Origin of the sequence: Halalkalibacter nanhaiisediminis (assembly GCF_007830185.1) — a bacterium.
Lineage (GTDB): Bacteria > Bacillota > Bacilli > Bacillales > Bacillaceae_D > Halalkalibacter > Halalkalibacter nanhaiisediminis.
Window position 1 is genome coordinate 64,239 of the sequence record NZ_VLKZ01000009.1, and the last position, 19,666, is coordinate 83,904.

Annotated in this window: 15 protein-coding genes and 1 riboswitch; of the genes, 1 reads left to right on the forward strand and 14 read right to left on the reverse strand. The window is 38.6% G+C overall.

Going from position 1 to position 19,666, the window contains the following annotated elements; all coding sequences use genetic code 11:
• Positions 1-74: 74 nt before the first annotated feature.
• The 3 genes from thiT to IQ10_RS14845 form a co-directional block, all read right to left on the reverse strand.
• Positions 75-644 carry an energy-coupled thiamine transporter ThiT gene (gene thiT / locus IQ10_RS14835; RefSeq protein ID WP_144451282.1) on the reverse strand — a complete coding sequence of 190 codons (570 nt, stop codon included), beginning with the start codon at positions 642-644 and terminating at the stop codon, positions 75-77.
• Between the two features lie 70 nt (positions 645-714).
• Positions 715-813: riboswitch (TPP riboswitch) on the reverse strand.
• 126 nt (positions 814-939) lie between these two features.
• The gene (locus IQ10_RS14840) at positions 940-2,340 is read right to left on the reverse strand and encodes a sensor histidine kinase (RefSeq protein WP_144451283.1); all 1,401 of its coding nucleotides are present in this window, start codon (positions 2,338-2,340) and stop codon (positions 940-942) included.
• Positions 2,337-3,032: a response regulator transcription factor gene (locus IQ10_RS14845; protein WP_144451284.1), complete on the reverse strand. Its 696-nt coding sequence runs from the start codon at positions 3,030-3,032 to the stop codon at positions 2,337-2,339. Before IQ10_RS14845 ends, IQ10_RS14840 begins: the two co-directional genes overlap by 4 nt.
• A 183-nt stretch (positions 3,033-3,215) precedes the next feature.
• Here IQ10_RS14845 and IQ10_RS14850 point away from each other — a divergent pair, with 183 nt between their 5' ends.
• Positions 3,216-4,097 (forward strand): C39 family peptidase, encoded by an 882-nt coding sequence (locus IQ10_RS14850; RefSeq protein ID WP_144451285.1) that lies wholly within the window; start codon positions 3,216-3,218, stop codon positions 4,095-4,097.
• On the opposite strand, the gene asnB is transcribed toward IQ10_RS14850, so the two are convergent.
• The 11 genes from asnB to treC form a co-directional block, all read right to left on the reverse strand.
• The gene (asnB, locus tag IQ10_RS14855) at positions 4,090-5,991 is read right to left on the reverse strand and encodes an asparagine synthase (glutamine-hydrolyzing) (protein ID WP_144451286.1); all 1,902 of its coding nucleotides are present in this window, start codon (positions 5,989-5,991) and stop codon (positions 4,090-4,092) included. The genes IQ10_RS14850 and asnB overlap by 8 nt on opposite strands.
• 304 nt (positions 5,992-6,295) lie before the next feature.
• Positions 6,296-8,140, reverse strand: a complete 1,845-nt coding sequence (locus tag IQ10_RS14860; protein WP_144451287.1) for a PTS fructose transporter subunit IIABC — start codon at positions 8,138-8,140, stop codon at positions 6,296-6,298.
• 21 nt (positions 8,141-8,161) lie between these two features.
• Positions 8,162-9,073 (reverse strand): 1-phosphofructokinase, encoded by a 912-nt coding sequence (gene pfkB, locus IQ10_RS14865; protein ID WP_144451288.1) that lies wholly within the window; start codon positions 9,071-9,073, stop codon positions 8,162-8,164.
• A complete protein-coding gene (locus IQ10_RS14870; RefSeq protein ID WP_144451347.1) occupies positions 9,070-9,822 on the reverse strand; it encodes a DeoR/GlpR family DNA-binding transcription regulator in 753 nt (250 codons plus the stop codon). The genes pfkB and IQ10_RS14870 overlap by 4 nt, the downstream gene beginning before the upstream one ends.
• A gap of 248 nt (positions 9,823-10,070) precedes the next feature.
• A complete protein-coding gene (locus IQ10_RS14875) occupies positions 10,071-12,116 on the reverse strand; it encodes a catalase (RefSeq protein ID WP_144451289.1) in 2,046 nt (681 codons plus the stop codon).
• A gap of 429 nt (positions 12,117-12,545) precedes the next feature.
• Positions 12,546-13,874 (reverse strand): sensor domain-containing diguanylate cyclase, encoded by a 1,329-nt coding sequence (locus IQ10_RS14880; protein WP_144451290.1) that lies wholly within the window; start codon positions 13,872-13,874, stop codon positions 12,546-12,548.
• Between the two features lie 191 nt (positions 13,875-14,065).
• Positions 14,066-14,251, reverse strand: coding sequence for a CsbD family protein (locus IQ10_RS14885; protein ID WP_144451291.1), 186 nt, complete (start codon positions 14,249-14,251; stop codon positions 14,066-14,068).
• A 158-nt stretch (positions 14,252-14,409) separates the two neighbouring features.
• Complete coding sequence (locus IQ10_RS14890) at positions 14,410-16,299, reverse strand: ABC-F family ATP-binding cassette domain-containing protein (protein ID WP_144451292.1); 1,890 nt, start codon at positions 16,297-16,299, stop codon at positions 14,410-14,412.
• A 264-nt stretch (positions 16,300-16,563) separates the two neighbouring features.
• Entirely contained in the window at positions 16,564-17,043 is a 480-nt protein-coding gene (locus IQ10_RS14895) for a glutathione peroxidase (protein WP_144451293.1), read from the reverse strand.
• A 68-nt stretch (positions 17,044-17,111) separates the two neighbouring features.
• On the reverse strand, positions 17,112-17,828 hold the full coding sequence (gene treR, locus IQ10_RS14900; RefSeq protein WP_144451294.1) for a trehalose operon repressor: 717 nt from the start codon (positions 17,826-17,828) through the stop codon (positions 17,112-17,114).
• 29 nt (positions 17,829-17,857) lie between these two features.
• A complete protein-coding gene (gene treC / locus IQ10_RS14905; protein ID WP_144451295.1) occupies positions 17,858-19,531 on the reverse strand; it encodes an alpha,alpha-phosphotrehalase in 1,674 nt (557 codons plus the stop codon).
• Positions 19,532-19,666 lie beyond the last annotated feature (135 nt).

Genomic DNA, 19,666 nt, shown 5'->3' on the forward strand with positions numbered 1-19,666 from the left:
TGACTAAATCAAATTCCTCACTCAAATGATCTCCATCATCACGAGTTTTCAGAATCGATTAGTCACCTACATATTTATGACGCCTTTCCTCCAACATGACGATTAGCAAGGAAAAACTGAGGATAGGACTTCGCTAATAACACCAGAATCACAAGCGTCAATAGCATTTCTGGCAATAAGTAAGAAATATTATAGAAGAACGAATATAAATGTGGACTCATTCCATCTGGAGCAAATTCACCAAACCAAATAACACCAGAAAAATAATGACTGAAAAAACGCAATGTCGTCGCAAATAAAAGTCCAAACACAATAGCCGACACTTTCGGAGCATGAGATACGCTTCTCGCCACAAAAATACTAGCAAAACCGAGCACCAAATACGGCAATGGATAATCAAAAATAAGCTGGATAGGATGAACAACATAACCACCTGTGATCAACGTTAACACTCCAACAAGGAATCCCGTTAGCACTCCGACCTTCCATCCTCGTCTAAAAGCAATAACAAAGATCGGCACCATGATTAATGAAATCGAGCCGCCCATTGCCCAAAACGCTCCAAATTTTACATAGCTTAAAATAAGCGATAATCCTGCCATCACAGCAATTTCAATCATTGTCTGCAATCGATCGCGATTCATAAGAAAAAGACCCCCTTATTATCCACAAAAGGAGGTCGTGTCATCAAAGAGTCACTCACGGAAAAATAGTACTCGTCTAACACCACTTCCCTACGCTAGCATAAACTAGATCAGGTTATAAGAGTTGAGGCTTTCCTCTCTCAGTCACAAGACACCCCTAGTGGATAGTATTGAATTATGTTGCAAGTATAGCATAGCTTGCATTTTATTTGGAAAAAATAATCTACAATCAACTATATCATTGTTTCAAAAAACTAAATGAGGATATTTGACAGAAGGAACGCGTTTTAGTTCGTCAACTACCCCAAACAGGAAGCCTCACCTGAAAAGTCGTCCCCACTCCTTCTTCACTCGCAACTGTAATCTCACCAGTGTGGAGAGCCACAATCTTTTGACAAATTGTAAGGCCAAGCCCAGAGCCACCAGTGTCTCGTGACCGTGATTTTTCAACACGATAGAGACGCTCCCATATATGAGGGAGGTCCTTTTTAGGGATGCCTGGTCCTGTATCAGCTACCTCGATCACACATTGATCTTTATCCTGATAGGTTGAAACTTTAATCGTTCCACTTGCTGGCGTATATTTTTTAGCATTTTCAAGTAAGTTGATGATGACTTGTTGGAGTCGTTGCTCATCCCCAGATACATATAACGGTGTAGGCGAAAGTTCGTATGTTAGCTCAATTCCTTTTTCTTCAATAGAAGGACCCATAAATTCTAATGAATTGACCATCACTGTTTCTATTGACGTACGAGTTCGCTGAAGAGTAAATTCTTCATTTTCTAACTGTGATAAGTCCGATAAATCTTGAACTAATCGCTGGAGTTGTCCACTTTGATTGTACAACAAATGAAGATATTTCTTTTTATCCTCCTCTGTTGTTACCATTCCATTTAGCACTGCTTCCACATAGCCTTTGAAATAGGTTAATGGCGTTCGTAGTTCATGTGAAATATCCATAAAAAATTTAGTGCGTTGCTGCTGGTAGTTCTGAATGTCTTTTGACATCTGATTCACAGCATAAGATAGTTCTGCAATCTCATCTGAACCTTTAGCTCTTAACCTCCAGTCATATTTCCCTTCCGAAATAAGTTTAGTTACACGGATGATTTTTAACAAAGGCTGTACTACTTTGTTTGAAGCGATAAAAATGAGGAGCGCGCTAATAATGAAAGTGATCACCCCAACTACAGCAAACGTACGATTTAGAAATGTCACAGCCTCCCGAACAGGATGTGTCGAACTAAACATGATCACTTTACCACCAGCTTGATGATCATGTTGAATAAATGATTGAGCGACAAAGTAATCTTCATTTTTCCAATCAGAAGCAATAATTGGTCCATGATCTTCATCTCCATGATGAATGACTTCCTCAAGATAATCTTGTGAAAGGCTTGTAATTCCTTCTGATGAAGCGATTATGTTATCACTGTGATCGACAACCATAATCATTTTTGATGATGTACTCTCGATCAATCCAGCATAATTCAAAATAGCTTCATCAAAATCCTCACTAAGCACCTCAGCATAAGCGTCACTACGTTGCGTCAACTCACGTACAACATCTTGAGTATAAAAGTTAACGAAAAACAAATATAAGATGCTCTCAATGCTAATAACAAGAAGAAAAAAGATCACAAACAAAAGCGTTCCTAGTTTAACAGAAATGCTATTAAAAATAGATATTCTCATCCTAATTTATACCCAACGCCCCATACTGTTTTGATCACACTTTGACCAGCAATTCCTGCGTCAGTCAGCTTATCTCGTAAATGCTTCACATGCGTGTCAACACTACGATAATCGCCAATATAGTCATATCCCCATACTAATTCTAGGATGTCGTCTCGGCTAAAAACACGATTTCGATTCAATAAAAACAATTCAAGAATCGCATATTCTTTTGGCGTAAGAGATAACTCATTTTCTATATGAAATACTTGATGCGCCGCTCTGTTCATCACAAGATCGTGATAGTGTAACATGTCTTTTACTTCCGTTAATTCTTGATTACTCAACCCATTTCTTCGTAAAATCGCTTCAATACGAGCAAGCAATTCTTCTTGATCGAATGGTTTTGTTATATAATCATCAGCCCCTATTTTCAGCCCAGCTACTTTATCAATCACTTGATTACGAGCTGTTAGCATAATCACAGGCACCTGAGAGATTTTGCGAATCTCAGCACATACTTCAAAACCATCCATCACAGGCATCATAATATCTAGTAAAACAATCGAATATGATGCTTCTTTTATTTTCTTCATCGCTTCTAATCCGTTCTTTGCTTGTTCAACACGATAACCTGCTGATGTTAAATACATATGTAATAGTTCCCTCATCGGCGCTTCATCATCAACGATTAGAATTCTTATGTCTCCCATTTTCACATCACATTCCTTTTATGATTTAGGGTTATTATAACTTTTGAATACCCTATATAGTTACATATTTCGTTATAAAACCTTATCCCTAAAAATAATACAGCAAATCATTTCATCTTCATATTTTCTTAAAAAAATTCCTGTATGCTGTAACAAAACGATTCGAAGGAAGTAGAAGTCTCGATGGATTATATTCTTGTCTATATCAGCGCTTTTTTTATTATCTTGCTTAGCACGCTATTGCTTTTTAAAAAGGTTCATTCTCGTTTCAGAAAATCTGTGATGGTTTATACGCTTCTTTTCTTTATTGTCTTTTGTATGAGCTTATTTCTATCGCCAGAAATTCGACATTCTTTCCAAGGCCTCGTGGCAAGAGCAGAAGCTAGTTTACCACGACAACCATTATTAGCAGACGACCATATGAGTAAAAGCACTCAGCTCGTAAACAAGAATGGTTTCAAAAAAGAAGAAGTTATGCTAGATGCTCTGCTCATCTCACAGCTACCAGAGCTGCCAAGAGGATGTGAGGTGACAAGCCTAGCCATGCTCTTACAATATGCAGATGTGAATGTCGGCAAAGTGGAGTTAGCTGAGCGAATTAAACGAGATCCGACTCCGTATAAGGTCAAAAACGGTCAAGTCTTTTTTGGTCATCCCAATACTGGCTTCGTAGGAGATATGTACAATATTGATCACCCTGGATACGGGGTCTATTACAAACCTATTATGGAGCTAGCTGAAGAGTATTTACCTAACAGAATTGTTAACCTAACTGGGAAAGAATTTAGTGAATTAGAAACCTCTGTATCTAACGGCAACCCTATTTGGATCATTACCAATACATGGTATAGCCATTTACCTCCAGAGCAGTTTCAGACATGGAATACACCAGTCGGAGAAATCGAAATTACGTACCGTGAACATTCCGTCCTCATTACTGGCTACGACAGGCACTATGTGTACTTCAACGATCCTTTAACAGGTGAAAAAGATAAAAGAGCACCCAAACAAAATTTTATCGATGCTTGGGTGCAGATGGGGAGTCAAGCAATTACTTTTAAATAGTAAGTAATTGCTTGTCTTTATTTTGTACACTTGGACGATGAAACTGATAAATATGCTCGACATAGATTTGATGCCAAAGCATGAAGATCAGAATTGTCCAGAGCTTTCGGCTATTATCCTTTTTGTTTGTTACATGCTCCTCTAGTAAATTCAACACGACCTGTTTATCAAACAGATCATCAACCTGACTGCCATTAATCAATTCTACTGCCCATTCATAGAGCTCGTCTTTCAACCAATGACGAATCGGGACAGGAAATCCTAATTTTTTTCGATTCAATACATGCTCAGGGACAATCCCTTCAGCTGCTTTTCTGAGAATATATTTTGTTGTGTTATTAGCGATTTTTTGACTTGAGTCGATCTTCGCTGCCACTTTGAACACTTCCTTGTCCAAAAATGGGACTCGTAATTCAAGCGAATGAGCCATCGTCATTTTATCTGCCTTTAATAAAATATCTCCTCTTAACCATGTGTGGATATCGAGATGCTGCATTTTCGTAACGGCATCATAGTTTCTAGATTGGTGATAAATAGGAGCCGTTATAGTCGTATAATCAACATTAGGCTGATACTTGTGTAGCAACCCTCTCTTTTCGTTTTCTTCAAACATTTTCGCATTGCCAATATATCTTGCTTCTAAAGAGGTCACCCCACGTTCGATAAAGCTTTTCCCTTTCATGCCATCTGGAAGCATACCACTAACAACTTTTAATACCTGTTTCATAGGATTTGGTATAGCATTAAATATTTGTAGTGAATGTGGTTCACGGTAAATATTATAGCCACCAAATAACTCGTCTGCTCCCTCACCAGATAAAACAACCTTTACATGCTTTCTCGCTTCACGCGCCACAAAGTAGAGAGCGACAGCAGCTGGGTCTGCAAGGGGATCATCCATATGCCAAATAATCTTAGGCAGTTCCGCCACGAATTCTTCTGGAGATATGATGTGACTAATGTTTTCTAACTGAAGAGCATGAGCTGTTTCCTCGGCCACATTAATTTCACTAAACCCATCTCTTTCAAAGCCGACAGAGAATGTTTTTAACTTAGGATTAATCTCCTTTGCTAACGAAACGATGATAGAAGAATCAATTCCTCCTGATAAAAACGATCCTACAGGGACATCACTGCGCATATGCACATTGACTGAATCGATTAATACATCACGTATATCTTTGACTATTTCAGATTCTAAGGTTTTGATCGGCTGGAAATTTGCTTCAAAGTAACGCTTAATTGTTAAACTTCCTCCTGGTTTTTGCGTAAAATAATGACCTGGTGGTAGTTTTTTTATATGCTTTGTCATCGTTTCAGGTTCAGGTACATATTGAAAGCTAAGGTAATGCTGTAATGATTCCATATTAAGAACATAGTCCTCAGCAAGTAGAATGCTCTTTTTCTCAGAAGCAAAATACGTTACATCCTCTTTTTCATAGTAGAAAAATGGCTTAATCCCGAAATGATCTCTCGCCCCAAATAATTTTTGCTCAAGTTTGTCCCAAATGACAAAAGCAAACATCCCTCTTAACTTTTGCACTGCTTTTTCTTTGTAGTGACTATAAAGGGCAATAATCACTTCTGTATCAGAATGAGTTGAGAAGCTATATCCTTTTTCTATTAACTCTCTGCGAAGCTCAATATGATTATAGATTTCGCCATTAAAAATAATCCAATAACGTTTATTTTCATAGGATAGCGGCTGATGTCCACTTTCAAGATCGAGAATACTTAATCTTCTAAATCCAAACTGAATATATTCATCGTAATAAAAACCTTCATCATCAGGTCCTCTATGGGTAATGATATCGTTCATTTCTTTAAATTGATGTTCCCTGTCTGCATCCAACTGATGCGGCTTAGCGTGAATACAACCAATAAATCCACACATTTATGTGCCACCTACCTAGTAATAATTAATTTTAACTTAAGATTTCTTGGTACTTGTTCGACTATTGTTAAAATGACTTACTTTAACAACGAGATAATCAAACAATAGCAATTAAATTTGTAGATTTTATTAAGGTTACAAAAATTTTAAAAGAACATAGAGATGAGATTAACAGAAAATACTTGTTATTTATAGGACGCTAGTTATCATAGCGAGGTTTCCTTAAACACAAAAAAGACCAACTCATCAGCCTCCTCCCCTACATTAGGTTCAGAGACCTTGAGTCAGTCTCTATGAAAATACTTTATACGACTTTCTTTTTCCAAAAACCAAGCATCAGAGCGGTGACAGCAGAACCTGCTAGAATAGCAAGCGCATATAAGTACCAGCCTCCAGATACAAGTCCGATTACAAAGGCTCCTCCGTGTGGTGCCGGTAGACCAATTCCAAAGAATGCTGTTAATCCACCTGCAACGGCAGCACCTGCGACGGCTGAAGGAATCACGCGACCTGGATCAGCTGCAGCAAATGGAATTGCTCCTTCTGTAATAAAAGATGCTCCGAGAAGATAGTTTGTTTTTCCTGCTTCACGTTCTTGATTATTAAATTTACTCTTAAAGAATGTAGTCGCTAATGCAATACCTAGTGGCGGAACCATTCCTCCTGCCATAACAGCAGCGTGCGGACCAAAGTTCCCTGCATCAATCATCGCAATCCCGAATGTGAAAGCGGCTTTGTTGATTGGACCACCCATATCAATCGCCATCATTCCACCAAGGATAAGTCCAAGTAAGATCATATTGGTTGTACCCATTCCGCCAAGCCAACCTTCTAACGCACTGTTAAATGCACTTAATGGCGTAACGAGCAGGAGCATGATCATACCAGTTAAGAAAATATTTAATACCGGATAAAAGAGAATCGTTCGAATTCCACTTAATGATTCTGGTAAACCTGCTAATAAATTTTTAACAAGAAGCGCGATATAGCCACCTAGGAAACCTGCAATCAAACCACCTAAGAATCCCGCATCACCGTTAACAGCAATCAAACCACCAACCATACCTGCAGCAAAACCTGGACGGTCAGCAATACTCATTGCAATGAAGGCAGCAAGAACTGGAATCATTAACGCAAAGGCAGTGCCTCCACCAATTGTTGCTAGCATTTGCGCAAATTCGTTGTCTGTTTCGATACCGAATATAAACGAGATGGCAATCAGGATCCCTCCACCAACAACAAACGGTAGCATGTTTGAAACACCATTCATCAAGTGCTTATAAAATCCTGAACGTTTTTCCTTTTCTTGATTACTGCTATTTCCACCTGTCGCTTGATAGATCGAAACATCTCCAGACAATGCTTTTTCAATTAGCTCTTTCGGTTTTTTAATTCCATCAGCAACCGGAACTTCAATCACCTTTTTACCAGCAAATCGGTCCATTTCAATCTTTGTATCAGCTGCCACGATAATCGCTTGTGCATTGTTAATTTCATCTGCTGTTAAACGATTTTTCACTCCACCTGAGCCATTTGTTTCAACTTTTATCGAGATTCCTTGATTTTTCGCTTCTGCTTTAAGTGCATCAGCTGCCATATACGTATGGGCAATACCCGTTGGACAACCAGTTACTGCTAAAATCGAATAGCCATCTTGGGCTGGTTGTTGTTCTTTTGCCTCTTCTACCGCTTGCTCTTGTTCCTTTTGATCAATGGCTTGAATGACATCGTCTTCTGTACGTGCTTCAAGTAATGCTTTACGGAATGCTTCATCCATAAGAAATGTAGACAATCTTGAAAGTGTGGCTAAATGCTCTTGATTAGCACCTTCTGATGCGGCAATCATGAAGAACAAATGAGTAGGTTGACCATCAAGCGCCTCGTAATCTAACCCTTTAGTTGATTTTCCAAAAGCAATTGCTGGTGTTTTAACAGCCGCCGTTTTTGCATGAGGAATCGCAATCCCGTCTCCAAGTCCTGTCGTACTTTGCTCTTCCCTTGCCCAGATTGCTTTCTTGTATCCTTCTGCATCATTTAATCGACCTGCCAAATCTAGCTTGTTAACTAACTCACTAATCGCAGACTCTTTATCAGTAGCACCCATGTCAATAACGATTGTATCTCTTTTTAATAAATCTGAAATTTTCATCCTATTCACCCTTCCCCCAGTTTAGAATATTGATATAGTGATTTCCTGTGACAGCTTCTCAACATCTGAACGATGACAAAATTCTTTAGAGAATGCAGTTGCACTCCCTGTTGCAACTGCAAATTTGAAGGCATCTTCTAGCGACATGTTTTCTGATGTTGCCGCTAAGAAGCCAGCTACAACAGAGTCCCCTGCACCAACGGAATTTTGAACCACCCCTTTAGGCGTATTTGCAAAAAGAATCTGATCATCAGTTGCTAAAATCGCTCCATCTCCAGCGAAAGATACGATTACATACTTAATTCCGCCTTTGACAAGCTCCTTCGCATAAGGAACGGCTTTTTTTGGTGAAGATATTTGAACGGAGAATAACTCCCCAAGTTCATGATGATTAGGCTTAATAAATGTTGGCTTTGCCTCTAACACCTTACGCATTGGCTCACCACTTGAATCAATGAAAACCATTGCGTTTTTGTTACGCGCTTCCTCACATAACGTGGCATAAATATCAGCTGGCATTGATGCTGGTACACTCCCAGCAAGGACGAGAACATCACCCTCTTTCAGGACAGATAATATTGCGCGCAATTCATCAAGATGTTTCTCAGTAATGTCTGGTGATACTCCGTTGATTTCAGACTCTTCTTCACTCTTGATTTTGACGTTAATTCTTGTATCGCCATCTACTTGTACGAAATTGGTGCGAATGTCTTCATGCTCAACAACGCTTTTTACATATTCACCTGTAAAACCGCCAATAAAGCCAAGTGCTTCACTTTGGTGACCAAGTCGCTTCAACACTCTTGAAACATTAATCCCCTTACCACCTGGAGCTTTATAATCATAATTGGAGCGGCTAATAGCACCAAGGTTCACTTGGTCGAGCTGTACAAAATAATCGAGTGCAGGATTTAATGTAACTGTATAAATCATAAGGTAACCACCTCTAAGTTCGGTATTTTTCTAAAATGAATATCATCAGCATTCAATTCACTACTTGTAATAATGATCACGTCATCTACATCAGCAAATTTCGAAAACGAAACTTCTCCAAATTTGGAATGATCCGTAAGAATATAACTTTGACGTGCTCGCGCAATCGCATATTCCTTAATGAAAGCCTCTTGTGGATCTGGAGTTGTACAACCATCTAACTTTGTCACACCATTTACACCAAGAAACGCTTTATCAAATCTGAATGTCTCTAGTGTCTGAATCGCACTTCGACCAACAAAAGCTCTTGTCCCTGATTTCACCTGACCCCCAATAACATGAGTTTCAATGTTTAAATCAACGAGCAAAGAAATATTGTTTAGTCCATTCGTGACTACTACGACTTCCTTTCCTTCAAGAAAAGGAATCATCTCAACCGTTGTCGTTCCAGCATCTAAGAAAATACAATCACCATCTTCAACAAACAAAGCAGCATGCTCTGCAATTCGTTTTTTCTCATGACTGTTTTTGATTGTTTTTTCAGCAATTGTAGGCTCCTCTAATTTTTTTTGAAGAAGAGTTGCCCCGCCATGAATGCGCTTTAATTTTTTCGATTGCTCAAGTTCCGTTAAATCTCTTCGAATCGTGGACTCCGATGCATACGTTTCATCAACTAATTCTTGTATTTTCACAATTGTTTTTTCTTTTAATAACGCGAGTATCTTTTCTTGACGTTCGACTGTGAGCAATTTCATCACCTCTTACTCATCCTATAATGCTAGTATACAATCATTTTTGATCAAAAACAATCATAACCAATCATTAATTAAATTATTTTCACTTATTTGCTCCTCCATAAAGGTCAGATAAACCTAGTCTTTTCACCTTATTGGCATAACAGACAAAAAATAGCTGGCGGGAATTATCCCACCAGCTATTTATGCCTCGCACAGAAAATACACTCATATCAATTATATTAGAGAAATATTTTAAAGCATTAAATGACTTTACGATCCCAGTGACGATGAGCGGAAATCGCTTCAATGAATTTTTTTGTAAATGAGTCGGTATGATCTTCTACAACCACACCTGGGCTGTTCTTCATATCTTCTTCTACCAACTTCTTTCCTTCATGGGTAGCACCAATCGGCTTAAAGTGGGAAAAGGCTTCGTTCATAAAGTACTTTGCATCTTTTTCAAATTTCTTATCGACATCACTTCCACCGACCGCATAGATTGCATCGAATAAGACAGATTCACCTGTTAAGAAAGTATGATCAATTTCAAGCTCTATATGATCAGATCCTTTAACCTTCCCTAGCTTATTACTAATTAATTCAGGCTGAATACCTTCCGCTTTTAAAGAATCTAAAACAGATTTCACATCAGGTCCATTAAAATTATGACCAATAATGACACCGACTTTACGTGTATCTGGCTTTTTCGTCGTATTTTCCTGGCTAAGGGCCGGAGAGGATTTCGTTACCTCCGATCCGCCCTTTTGTGGCGGTGTTGCCCCGATTGCATCTGCAAATGCTTTTGCTAAGTCGAGGTTAACGTTAGCAAACATATCAACCACTTGCTGCTGAACTGATTTGCTTTCTACTTTTCCAAGCTCAAAGCTAAACGCTTCAATTATATGGTTTTTCTCGGGCTCACTCATACTGTTCCAAAACATTGTCGCTTGAGAGAAATGGTCCTTAAAGCTCTCACTTCGACTGCGTACTTTTCTTCCTTCGACCTTTTCTTGATAATGAACAAACCCTCCTTCTTCCTCGCTAACTGGGGCAGGGGTATTAGCTGCGAGTGAATTTTTGTGATAGCTCACTTGCCCTCTATTAATTGTTTGACGCCCGTATCCATCACGTTGATTGTTATGAAACGGACAAACGGGTCTATTGATTGGCAGCTCATGAAAATTTGGCCCTCCGAGACGTATGAGCTGTGTATCTGTGTATGAAAACAGACGCCCTTGAAGTAATGGATCATTTGTAAAATCAATGCCTGGTACGACATGACCAGGATGGAAGGCAACTTGCTCCGTTTCAGCAAAGACATTATCAACGTTACGATTCAATGTCATCTTGCCTATGATTTTTACTGGTACATCTTCTTCTGGCCATAATTTTGTCGGGTCTAACACATCAAAATCGAAGTTGAATTCATCTGCTTCTTTAATAAGCTGTACGCCTAATTCGTATTCTGGGAAGTCACCATTCTCAATTGAATCCCAAAGATCCCCGCGATGAAAATCTGGGTCTTTACCAGAGATTTTTTGTGCTTCATCCCATACAAGAGAGTGAATTCCAAGTACAGGCTTCCAATGAAACTTTACAAAATGTGCTTGACCTTCCTCATTAACGAAGCGGAAAGTATGGACACCAAACCCTTCCATCATTCGGAAGCTTCGAGGAATTGAACGGTCTGACATCGCCCACATCACCATATGAGCTGATTCCTGATTGTTTGCGATAAAATCCCAAAACGTATCATGTGCAGATGCGGCTTGAGGCATCTCGTTATGAGGTTCTGGTTTGAGAGCATGTACGAGATCAGGGAATTTAATGGCATCTTGAATGAAAAATACAGGAATGTTGTTTCCAACTAAATCGTAGTTTCCTTCCTCTGTATAAAACTTCGTCGCAAAACCACGTGCATCACGTACAGTTTCAGCTGAGCCTCGTGAGCCAGCGACAGTTGAAAAACGGACAAATACAGGTGTTTTCACAGAAGGATCCTGCAAAAAGCCCGCCTTCGTATATTCTTTCATAGACTCATATAATTCAAACTCACCATGGGCAGCAAAACCGCGTGCATGGACAATTCGCTCTGGAATTCGCTCATGATCAAAGTGTGTCATTTTTTCACGGAAATGAAAATCTTCCATTAAGGTCGGACCTCGTTCACCAGCTTTTAAAGAGAATTCATCTTCCGCCACTTTGAGTCCTTGATTTGTTGTCATTGGTTTGCCTTGATCATCTACGCGGAATTGTTCCAGCTGCTCATTTTTACTGTTTGCATCCACCTTACGCTTTTCACTCATTTTGCGATTCCTCCTCAAAAAATTTAGCTTATTGCCAATTTCTGATTAAATAAAATAAAAGCTACTTCTTATATAAAATAAAAGGTACTTCGCTCAAATACCCCAGTTAGAGTTTGAATAAACTGAAATTTTCTATGTTTTATTTTTTTACCATACTCTCACTCATTGTTACATAAAAAAGAATGTTTTAATTGCGTGGAGCAAGGTATAGCATGACTAATCTGATCTAAGAAGGTTTTTCAAATGGCACAAAACAAAAATCCACATGAAAAAATGGGTTATGAAGAAGCGGGGAGAAAAGGTCAAGCAAGAATATGGTAAAGAACAATTCGGAAAGATTGAAAAAAAGGCGGACAACAATCAAATAGATTTTTTCACTATTAAAAGCGCCCGTTTTTGTTTAGAGGGCGCTTTTAATTGATTCATTGTTCATTCTTCTATAAATAATTGTACAACATTACGCCCCTTACTCTTCGCTTGGTATAATGCTTGATCTGCTTTGCAAATGAGCGAATCAATACTTTGCTCTGCATGAGGACTGACTGTGGCAACACCAACGCTAATGGTAACAAATTGACACATTTCAGATGCAGCATGCTCGATTTGCAGCTCTTCAACCGTTTTTTTTATATCGTTAGCCATTTGTTGCGCTTGTTGACTATGAGTATTAGATAAAATAATAGCAAATTCCTCTCCACCATAACGAGCGAGTAAATGCCCCTCTTTCTTCACTATCTTATCAACTGCTACTGTTACCTCACGCAAGCAGTCATCACCACTTTGATGACCGTATGTGTCGTTAAAAAGCTTAAAATGATCTAAATCAAATAGAATGAGTGAAATTGGTGTTTGGTCGACTGTCCCTTGATCCCAAGTATCTTCAAAATAGTCATTAAAATATCTTCTATTCGCTACCCCTGTTAAACCATCAATTTGAGATTGCTTTCTAAATAACAAATTTGCTTCGAGCAACTGTTGTTCCGCCATTTTCTGTGAAGTAATATCACTAATTGAGTAAAGAACACTGTTCAACTCACCATGTTCATCCGAAATAGGTGTCGCATTCACTGAAATGATAACATGTGTTCCATTTTGACCTTTCATCGTATGAACAACATTATTGACAGGTTTCTTTGTCTTTACCACAATTGAAAATGGCAGCTCCTCATCTGGAAAAGACGAGCCGTCGATTCTTTTATTCTTCCATTGGGGAGAATTATATTCCTTCATGAGAATATCTTCTTTATTAAACCTAAGGATGCGTTCTGCTCTTTCATTAGCAAAAATAATCTTCCCCATCAAATCAAGCATCACAATTCCATTGGGAACGGTTTCAAGGATTTTTTTCCAACGTTCTTTATTTAATGTCAACTGCCTTTCCGTTTCTTTCCGAAGGGTAATATCCTGCACTTGAAAAATAAAAGAGACTGGATTATTCATCTCATCACGAACAAGAGAAAGGCTAACAAGTCCCCATATAATGGCTCCGTCGTTTTTCACATATCGTTTTTCTAATTGATAAAATGTTCCTTCCTCAAGCACTAACTCCCTAGCTTTTTGAACCAAAGCTAAATCTGCTGGGTGGGTGACATCACTATATGTTTTGCCAACAAGCTCATGTTGGTTATACCCTAGCATTTCACAAAAAGCTTCATTGATAACTAGGCACTTGTTATCTAAATCGACTAATGCTATACCAATTGCTGAATAATGAAATGCCCGTTCAAACAATTGTTCACTTTTAAAATACGAGATCATGACCTGTCACCTCTTTAATAAAAAACTGCCTAATTATACGAACATTCTTCATTTATTGTATCGCATTTCGAGGAAAATGCATAATAATTGTATAATATTTGTATAACAAAATTACACAAATAAAAAGAAAGCAACCTGCCATGCAGAACGCTTTCTTTTTCCATCAGAACATTTGATAGAAAATTATTTTTTTACCAATTATCGACTTCTCGTTCTGCTTCTTCTTTCGTTTTGCCATGCTTTTCTTGGATCTTACCAATTAACTTATCACGGCTACCTTCTACTTCTGTTAAATCATCATCCGTTAACTTTCCCCATTTTTGTTTTGCGTCTCCTTTAAATTGATTCCATTTGCCTTTTAATTCGTCATTGTTCATACATATCCCTCATTTCTAGTGATTATTGTTTGCTTAGTTATGTACATTCCACCTATCTTCTTTTTTAAAACACTTTTCTAAACAAAAATCTAGTATTTTTTCTAACAAAAAGACGAGCATTCATTATATTATTGCCCGTCTTTTTGTTATGTTCCTATTTATTTTTGCTCGATTTCTTCGATTAACAAAGAAAGCTCTGTCCAACGTTCAATTGTTTGCTCTAACGCTTGCTCGATTTTTTCTTTTTCTGTCATTCTTTCTTGAATGAACCCGTAATCACTGCCTGCTTCAGCAATTTCTTTTTCTAAAGCATCCTTTTTCGCTTCAAGTGTTTCAATCTTTTCTTCAATTTGATTCCACTCTAGCTGATCCTTATAGGAGAGCTTTTTGCGCGGTTCCTTGCGTTCAACAACAGGTGTTTCCTTTGCTAGTTCTGTAGCTTTTTCTCGTTCTAGTTGATTTTGCTTATGCACAAGATAGTCAGAATAATGGCCTTGGAACCTTGTAATCAAGCCGTCTCCTTCAAACACAAGCAAATGATCAACGACACGATCCAAGAAGTAACGATCATGGGATACCGTAATTACGACTCCTGGAAATTGCTCAAGGTAGTCCTCAAGTACTGATAATGTTTGAGTATCTAAATCATTTGTCGGCTCATCAAGGAAAAGAACATTTGGTTCAGACATTAGGACACGGAGTAAGTACAATCTTCTACGCTCTCCTCCTGATAATCTGCGAATATACGTCCATTGCATCGAACGTGGAAACAGAAAACGCTCAAGCATTTGTTCAGCTGTTATCGTTTTTCCATCACTCGTATACACGACCTCAGCAATTTCTTTAATGTACTCAATGACACGTAATTCACCATTAATTTCTGCATCTTCCTGTGTATAATAACCAATATGAACGGTTTCACCTGTTAAGATTTCACCTGAATCTGCCTCAATTCGGCTTGCAAGCATGTTCAATAATGTTGTTTTCCCACTTCCATTCGGTCCAACAATTCCGAGACGTTCACCAGGAACGATTAAATAATTCAAATGGTTAATGAGTGTTTTATTTCCGTAGCTTTTGCTCACATTCGTGAGCTCAATCACTTGTTTTCCGAGACGTCTTGAGCCAATTGCAAAATCAAACTCTCCTCGCCCTGTAACGCCTTCTTCCTCTTGAAGAGCTTCTACACGTTGAATACGCGCTTTTTGTTTTGTCGTACGCGCTTTTGCCCCTCGTCTTAGCCAAGCTAGTTCTCGTCTTAATAAGTTTTGACGCTTCTGATCTTGTTGTGCTTCATTTAACTCTCTTTCTGCCTTTTTCTCAAGAAAGACTTCATAATTGCCCTCGTATTTAAATAAACGCCCTTGATCTAGCTCATACATTTGATTTGTGACACGATTTAAGAAATATCGATCATGGGTGATGAGGACAATGGCCCCTTTATACCCTGCTAAAAAACCTTCCAGCCACTCAATTGTTGCATGATCAAGATGGTTTGTCGGTTCATCTAATAGCAATAAATCAGCAGGCTGAATAAGCGCTTTTGCTATTGCGACTCGCTTTTTTTGTCCACCAGAAAGTTGCTTTACAGGAGCTGAAAAATCCGTCACACCAAGCTTCATAAGAATCGTCTTAGCCACAGTATTGGCTTCCCACGCATTCATCTCATCCATTTTTTGTTGCCATTTCATAAATTGCTTCTGGTCCTGGTCACTCTCAGGGTTTTGTTCAAAAAGGAGCAGACTTTGTTCATAAGCGCGCATCGTGACCATCATGTCAGAATCACCGTAGTAAATTTGCTCAAGCACCGTTAGTTCTGCGTCTAAGTCAGGCTGTTGAGGAAGATATTCAATGTGATAATCATTCGGATGAAGCAGTTCTCCTTTATCTGCTGATTCGATGCCTGCAAGTATTTTTAAAAGCGTCGATTTACCCGTTCCGTTTATTCCAATTAAACCAATCCGTTGTTTTTCACTAATGGTAAACGTGAGGTCGTCAAACAACGTTTTATCACCATATGTTTTTGTTAATCCTTCGACTTGTAGCATCCTTCATTCACGTCCGTTCTGTATCTCTTGATCTTTCTATTTTAGCGCAACTTCAATTAAGTTGCACCATTATAAAAAAAGCGAAAGCGCTTTGGTCAGCCACGACAAGTGCTGGAAGCCAGTTAATGTGTTGCCAGGGTTTGGGCAACCATTTGCAGGCTGAAGCAACCTCGAGTGGCTAGGCTGCCTGCGCTAGACATCAGCGAATTTCTTTTACCTTTTTAAAAAGACATGCCGCTAATCTCCACGACATGTCTTCATTCCTTATTTTATCAATAGCTTCTTAATATCGTCTTCTATCTTAGCTGGCTCTACATTCGGCCCAAAACGATCTACGACTTTCCCATTTTGATCGACAAGGAATTTCGTGAAATTCCATTTGATTTCTTTGCTAAGTATACCTTTTTGTTCTTCTTTCAAATACTTGTACAGAGGATGAGCATCCGATCCATTGACTTTGATTTTTGCAAACAACGGAAACGTAACACCAAAGTTGCGCTCGCATGTTGCAGCCATTTCGTCATTGTTAACTGGTTCTTGATTCATAAATTGATTGCATGGAAACCCAACAACAGCAAGACCTTGGTCTTTGTATTCCTGATGCAATTTTTCTAAACCTTTAAACTGAGGAGCGAGACCGCATTTCGTCGCTGTATTAACAATTAGCATAACCTGCCCTTGATACGTTGCAAGTGAAACGTCTTCTCCATTTGTTGTCTGAACGGAAAAATCATGAACACTCATTTTTACACCCTCCTAGACCTTTTACCATTAGTATACAGACTAGCGAGAGATTGTACGAGCTTGACGCTCTAACGATTACGTCTGGCAAAATCAACAAAACGAAACTTATCTGGACGATGTCGTGATTCGGTGTACTGAAATAACGTCGTATCCTCTAGGTAGACATGACTTCTTACAACGACAATCGTATCATATGTCTCTAAATGAAGAAGCTCGCGATCTTCCGCTGTTGGTGCTTCAACTGTAATTTCTTTTTTGGCAAAGCTAATTGAAAGCCCAAGATCGTTTTCAATGTATTCATATAAGGAACGTTCACAAATTTCCTTCGTAAGGTTTGGTACATGAGAAACGAGTAAATAATCTTTATCTAGGATAATTCGCTCTTGATCAATTTCACGAACACGAACCACGTTCCAAATCTGTTCGGGTTGCGCCACTTGAAAGTGCTCCTGAATCTTTTCAGACATGAGTTCTCCTTTTAATAAAACAACATCCGTTTTCGCTCTAGTCCCCATTTTATCAGCTAGTTCACGAAAGCTAACAAGTCCTGAAATAGGAAAATTGATCTTCGTAATATCAAGGACCATCGAGCCTTTCCCCTGCATTTTTTGAATATAACCGTGTTCAGAAAGAAGCTTCAATGCTTTTCGAATGGTCTCACGGGATGCTTGAAACTCTTCTGTAAGTTCATTTTCAGATGGGAGCAGTTCATTTGCTTTCAGCTCTCCACTTTGGATCTGCTTCGCCAGTTGATCATAAATCAGTTGAAATTTATTTCTAGTCATTGTATATCACCCAAATTACTGTACCACGATTAACGAACGTAATAAACAAGTGATTCATACGGGCGAAGTGTCATCTCTGGAGCTAATTTTCCTTCATCTTTATAATTCGATAAGATCAACTCACTTTGATCACAACGATTCTTCCACTCTTCAGGAAGTGTTAAGACTCCTTCTTTTCCATAGAAATTATTAATGACAAGAAGCTTTTCATCACCATGATTACGCTCATATACAAAGAACTGTTGATCGTCTTCAAGTAATAGACGGTAATCACCGACAGTTAAAAGATCTAAATCCTTACGCAGTTGGATGAGCTTTTGGTAGTGATAGAAAATCGAATCTGAGTTATTTACTGCAGCTTCAGCATTAATTTTTTTGTAATTATCTGCAACTCCGATCCATGGTGTTCCTGATGTAAAACCAGCATTTTCACTATCAGTCCACTGTACTGGTGTACGAGAGTTATCACGAGATTTCCGCTTAATAATCGACATGATTTCCTCTTCTTCTAAGCCTTTTTCCTTCATAATTTTATAATAGTTCAATGTCTCAACATCACGGTACTCAGAAATCGACTCAAAACCTGGATCTGTCATCCCAAATTCTTCACCTTGATAAATATAAGGAGTCCCTTGCATCATATGAATTATTGTCGCAAGCATTTTTGCTGATTGCTCATGATAAACAGCGTCATTTCCGTATCTCGTAACGACACGAGGCTGATCATGATTACACCAGAAAAGTGCATTCCAGCCACCACCACGGTTCATTTCCACTTGCCATGTTGTGAGGATTTTTTTCAAGGACAGAAAATCAAAATCCGCGAGCGCCCACTTTTCACCATTTGGATAATCGACTTTTAAATGATGAAAATTAAAGGTCATGCTTAACTCCTTACGCTCTGGATTTGAATACTTAATACAGTGATCAAGAGAAGTTGATGACATTTCTCCTACTGTCATACTGTCATACTTAGATAACACTTCACGGTTCATCTCTTGCAAAAATTCATGGACGCGAGGACCATCCGTGTAGAATTTACGGCCATCTCCTGGTGCGACACTTCCATCATCATTAGGGAAGCTTTGATCTTTTGAAATCAGGTTAATGACGTCAAGGCGGAAGCCATCAATCCCTTTATCAAACCAAAAATGCATCATGTCATACACATGCTTACGTAAATTCTCATTTTCCCAGTTCAAATCAGCTTGAGTCACATCAAACAAATGCAAATAATATTGACCTGTTTCTTCATCAAGCTTCCAAGCATTCCCACCAAATTTCGACTCCCAATTGGATGGCTCTTTCCCGTTCACTGGGTCCTTCCAAATATAAAAATCACGATATGGATTCTCTTTAGATTTCTTTGATTCTTTAAACCATTTGTGCTCCGTTGATGTATGGTTTACCACTAAATCCATAATTAACTTCATCCCACGGTTGTGCGTTTCAGCAAGTAAGCGCTCAAAATCCTCCATTGTGCCATACTCTTCGTGAATGCTATAGTAATCGGAAATATCATAGCCGTTATCCTTTTGCGGTGATGCATAAACAGGCGTTAACCAAAGGACATCAACACCTAGCTTTTTTAAGTAATCTAGCTTTTCAATAATCCCTTGAAGATCTCCTACTCCATTTCCTGTCGTATCATTAAAACTTTTTGGGTAAATTTGATAAACGACTGACTTTCTCCACCATTCCATCTTCCAATCACACCTTTAATTGTTTAATTTACTTGTATATACAAGTTTAGTTTACTTGTTCAGTTATAAAAAAACAAGGGTGCCATTAGCCTTGCAGTTCCCATATCAACTTGGTCACTGTGATCGCCAATAAGC

Excerpts from the sequence above, each read along its gene's own strand:
- pfkB (WP_144451288.1), bottom strand. The coding sequence starts at position 9,073 with ATGATTTATACAGTTACATTAAATCCTGCACTCGATTATTTTGTACAG.
- IQ10_RS14895 (WP_144451293.1), bottom strand. The coding sequence starts at position 17,043 with ATGAGTGTTCATGATTTTTCCGTTCAGACAACAAATGGAGAAGACGTT.
- IQ10_RS14845 (WP_144451284.1), bottom strand. The coding sequence starts at position 3,032 with ATGGGAGACATAAGAATTCTAATCGTTGATGATGAAGCGCCGATGAGG.
- IQ10_RS14875 (WP_144451289.1), bottom strand. The coding sequence starts at position 12,116 with ATGAGTGAAAAGCGTAAGGTGGATGCAAACAGTAAAAATGAGCAGCTG.
- IQ10_RS14880 (WP_144451290.1), bottom strand. The coding sequence starts at position 13,874 with ATGATCTCGTATTTTAAAAGTGAACAATTGTTTGAACGGGCATTTCAT.
- IQ10_RS14840 (WP_144451283.1), bottom strand. The coding sequence starts at position 2,340 with ATGAGAATATCTATTTTTAATAGCATTTCTGTTAAACTAGGAACGCTT.
- IQ10_RS14850 (WP_144451285.1), top strand. The coding sequence starts at position 3,216 with ATGGATTATATTCTTGTCTATATCAGCGCTTTTTTTATTATCTTGCTT.
- thiT (WP_144451282.1), bottom strand. The coding sequence starts at position 644 with ATGAATCGCGATCGATTGCAGACAATGATTGAAATTGCTGTGATGGCA.
- treC (WP_144451295.1), bottom strand. The coding sequence starts at position 19,531 with ATGGAATGGTGGAGAAAGTCAGTCGTTTATCAAATTTACCCAAAAAGT.
- IQ10_RS14885 (WP_144451291.1), bottom strand. The coding sequence starts at position 14,251 with ATGAACAATGACGAATTAAAAGGCAAATGGAATCAATTTAAAGGAGAC.
- IQ10_RS14860 (WP_144451287.1), bottom strand. The coding sequence starts at position 8,140 with ATGAAAATTTCAGATTTATTAAAAAGAGATACAATCGTTATTGACATG.
- IQ10_RS14890 (WP_144451292.1), bottom strand. The coding sequence starts at position 16,299 with ATGCTACAAGTCGAAGGATTAACAAAAACATATGGTGATAAAACGTTG.
- treR (WP_144451294.1), bottom strand. The coding sequence starts at position 17,828 with ATGACTAGAAATAAATTTCAACTGATTTATGATCAACTGGCGAAGCAG.
- asnB (WP_144451286.1), bottom strand. The coding sequence starts at position 5,991 with ATGTGTGGATTTATTGGTTGTATTCACGCTAAGCCGCATCAGTTGGAT.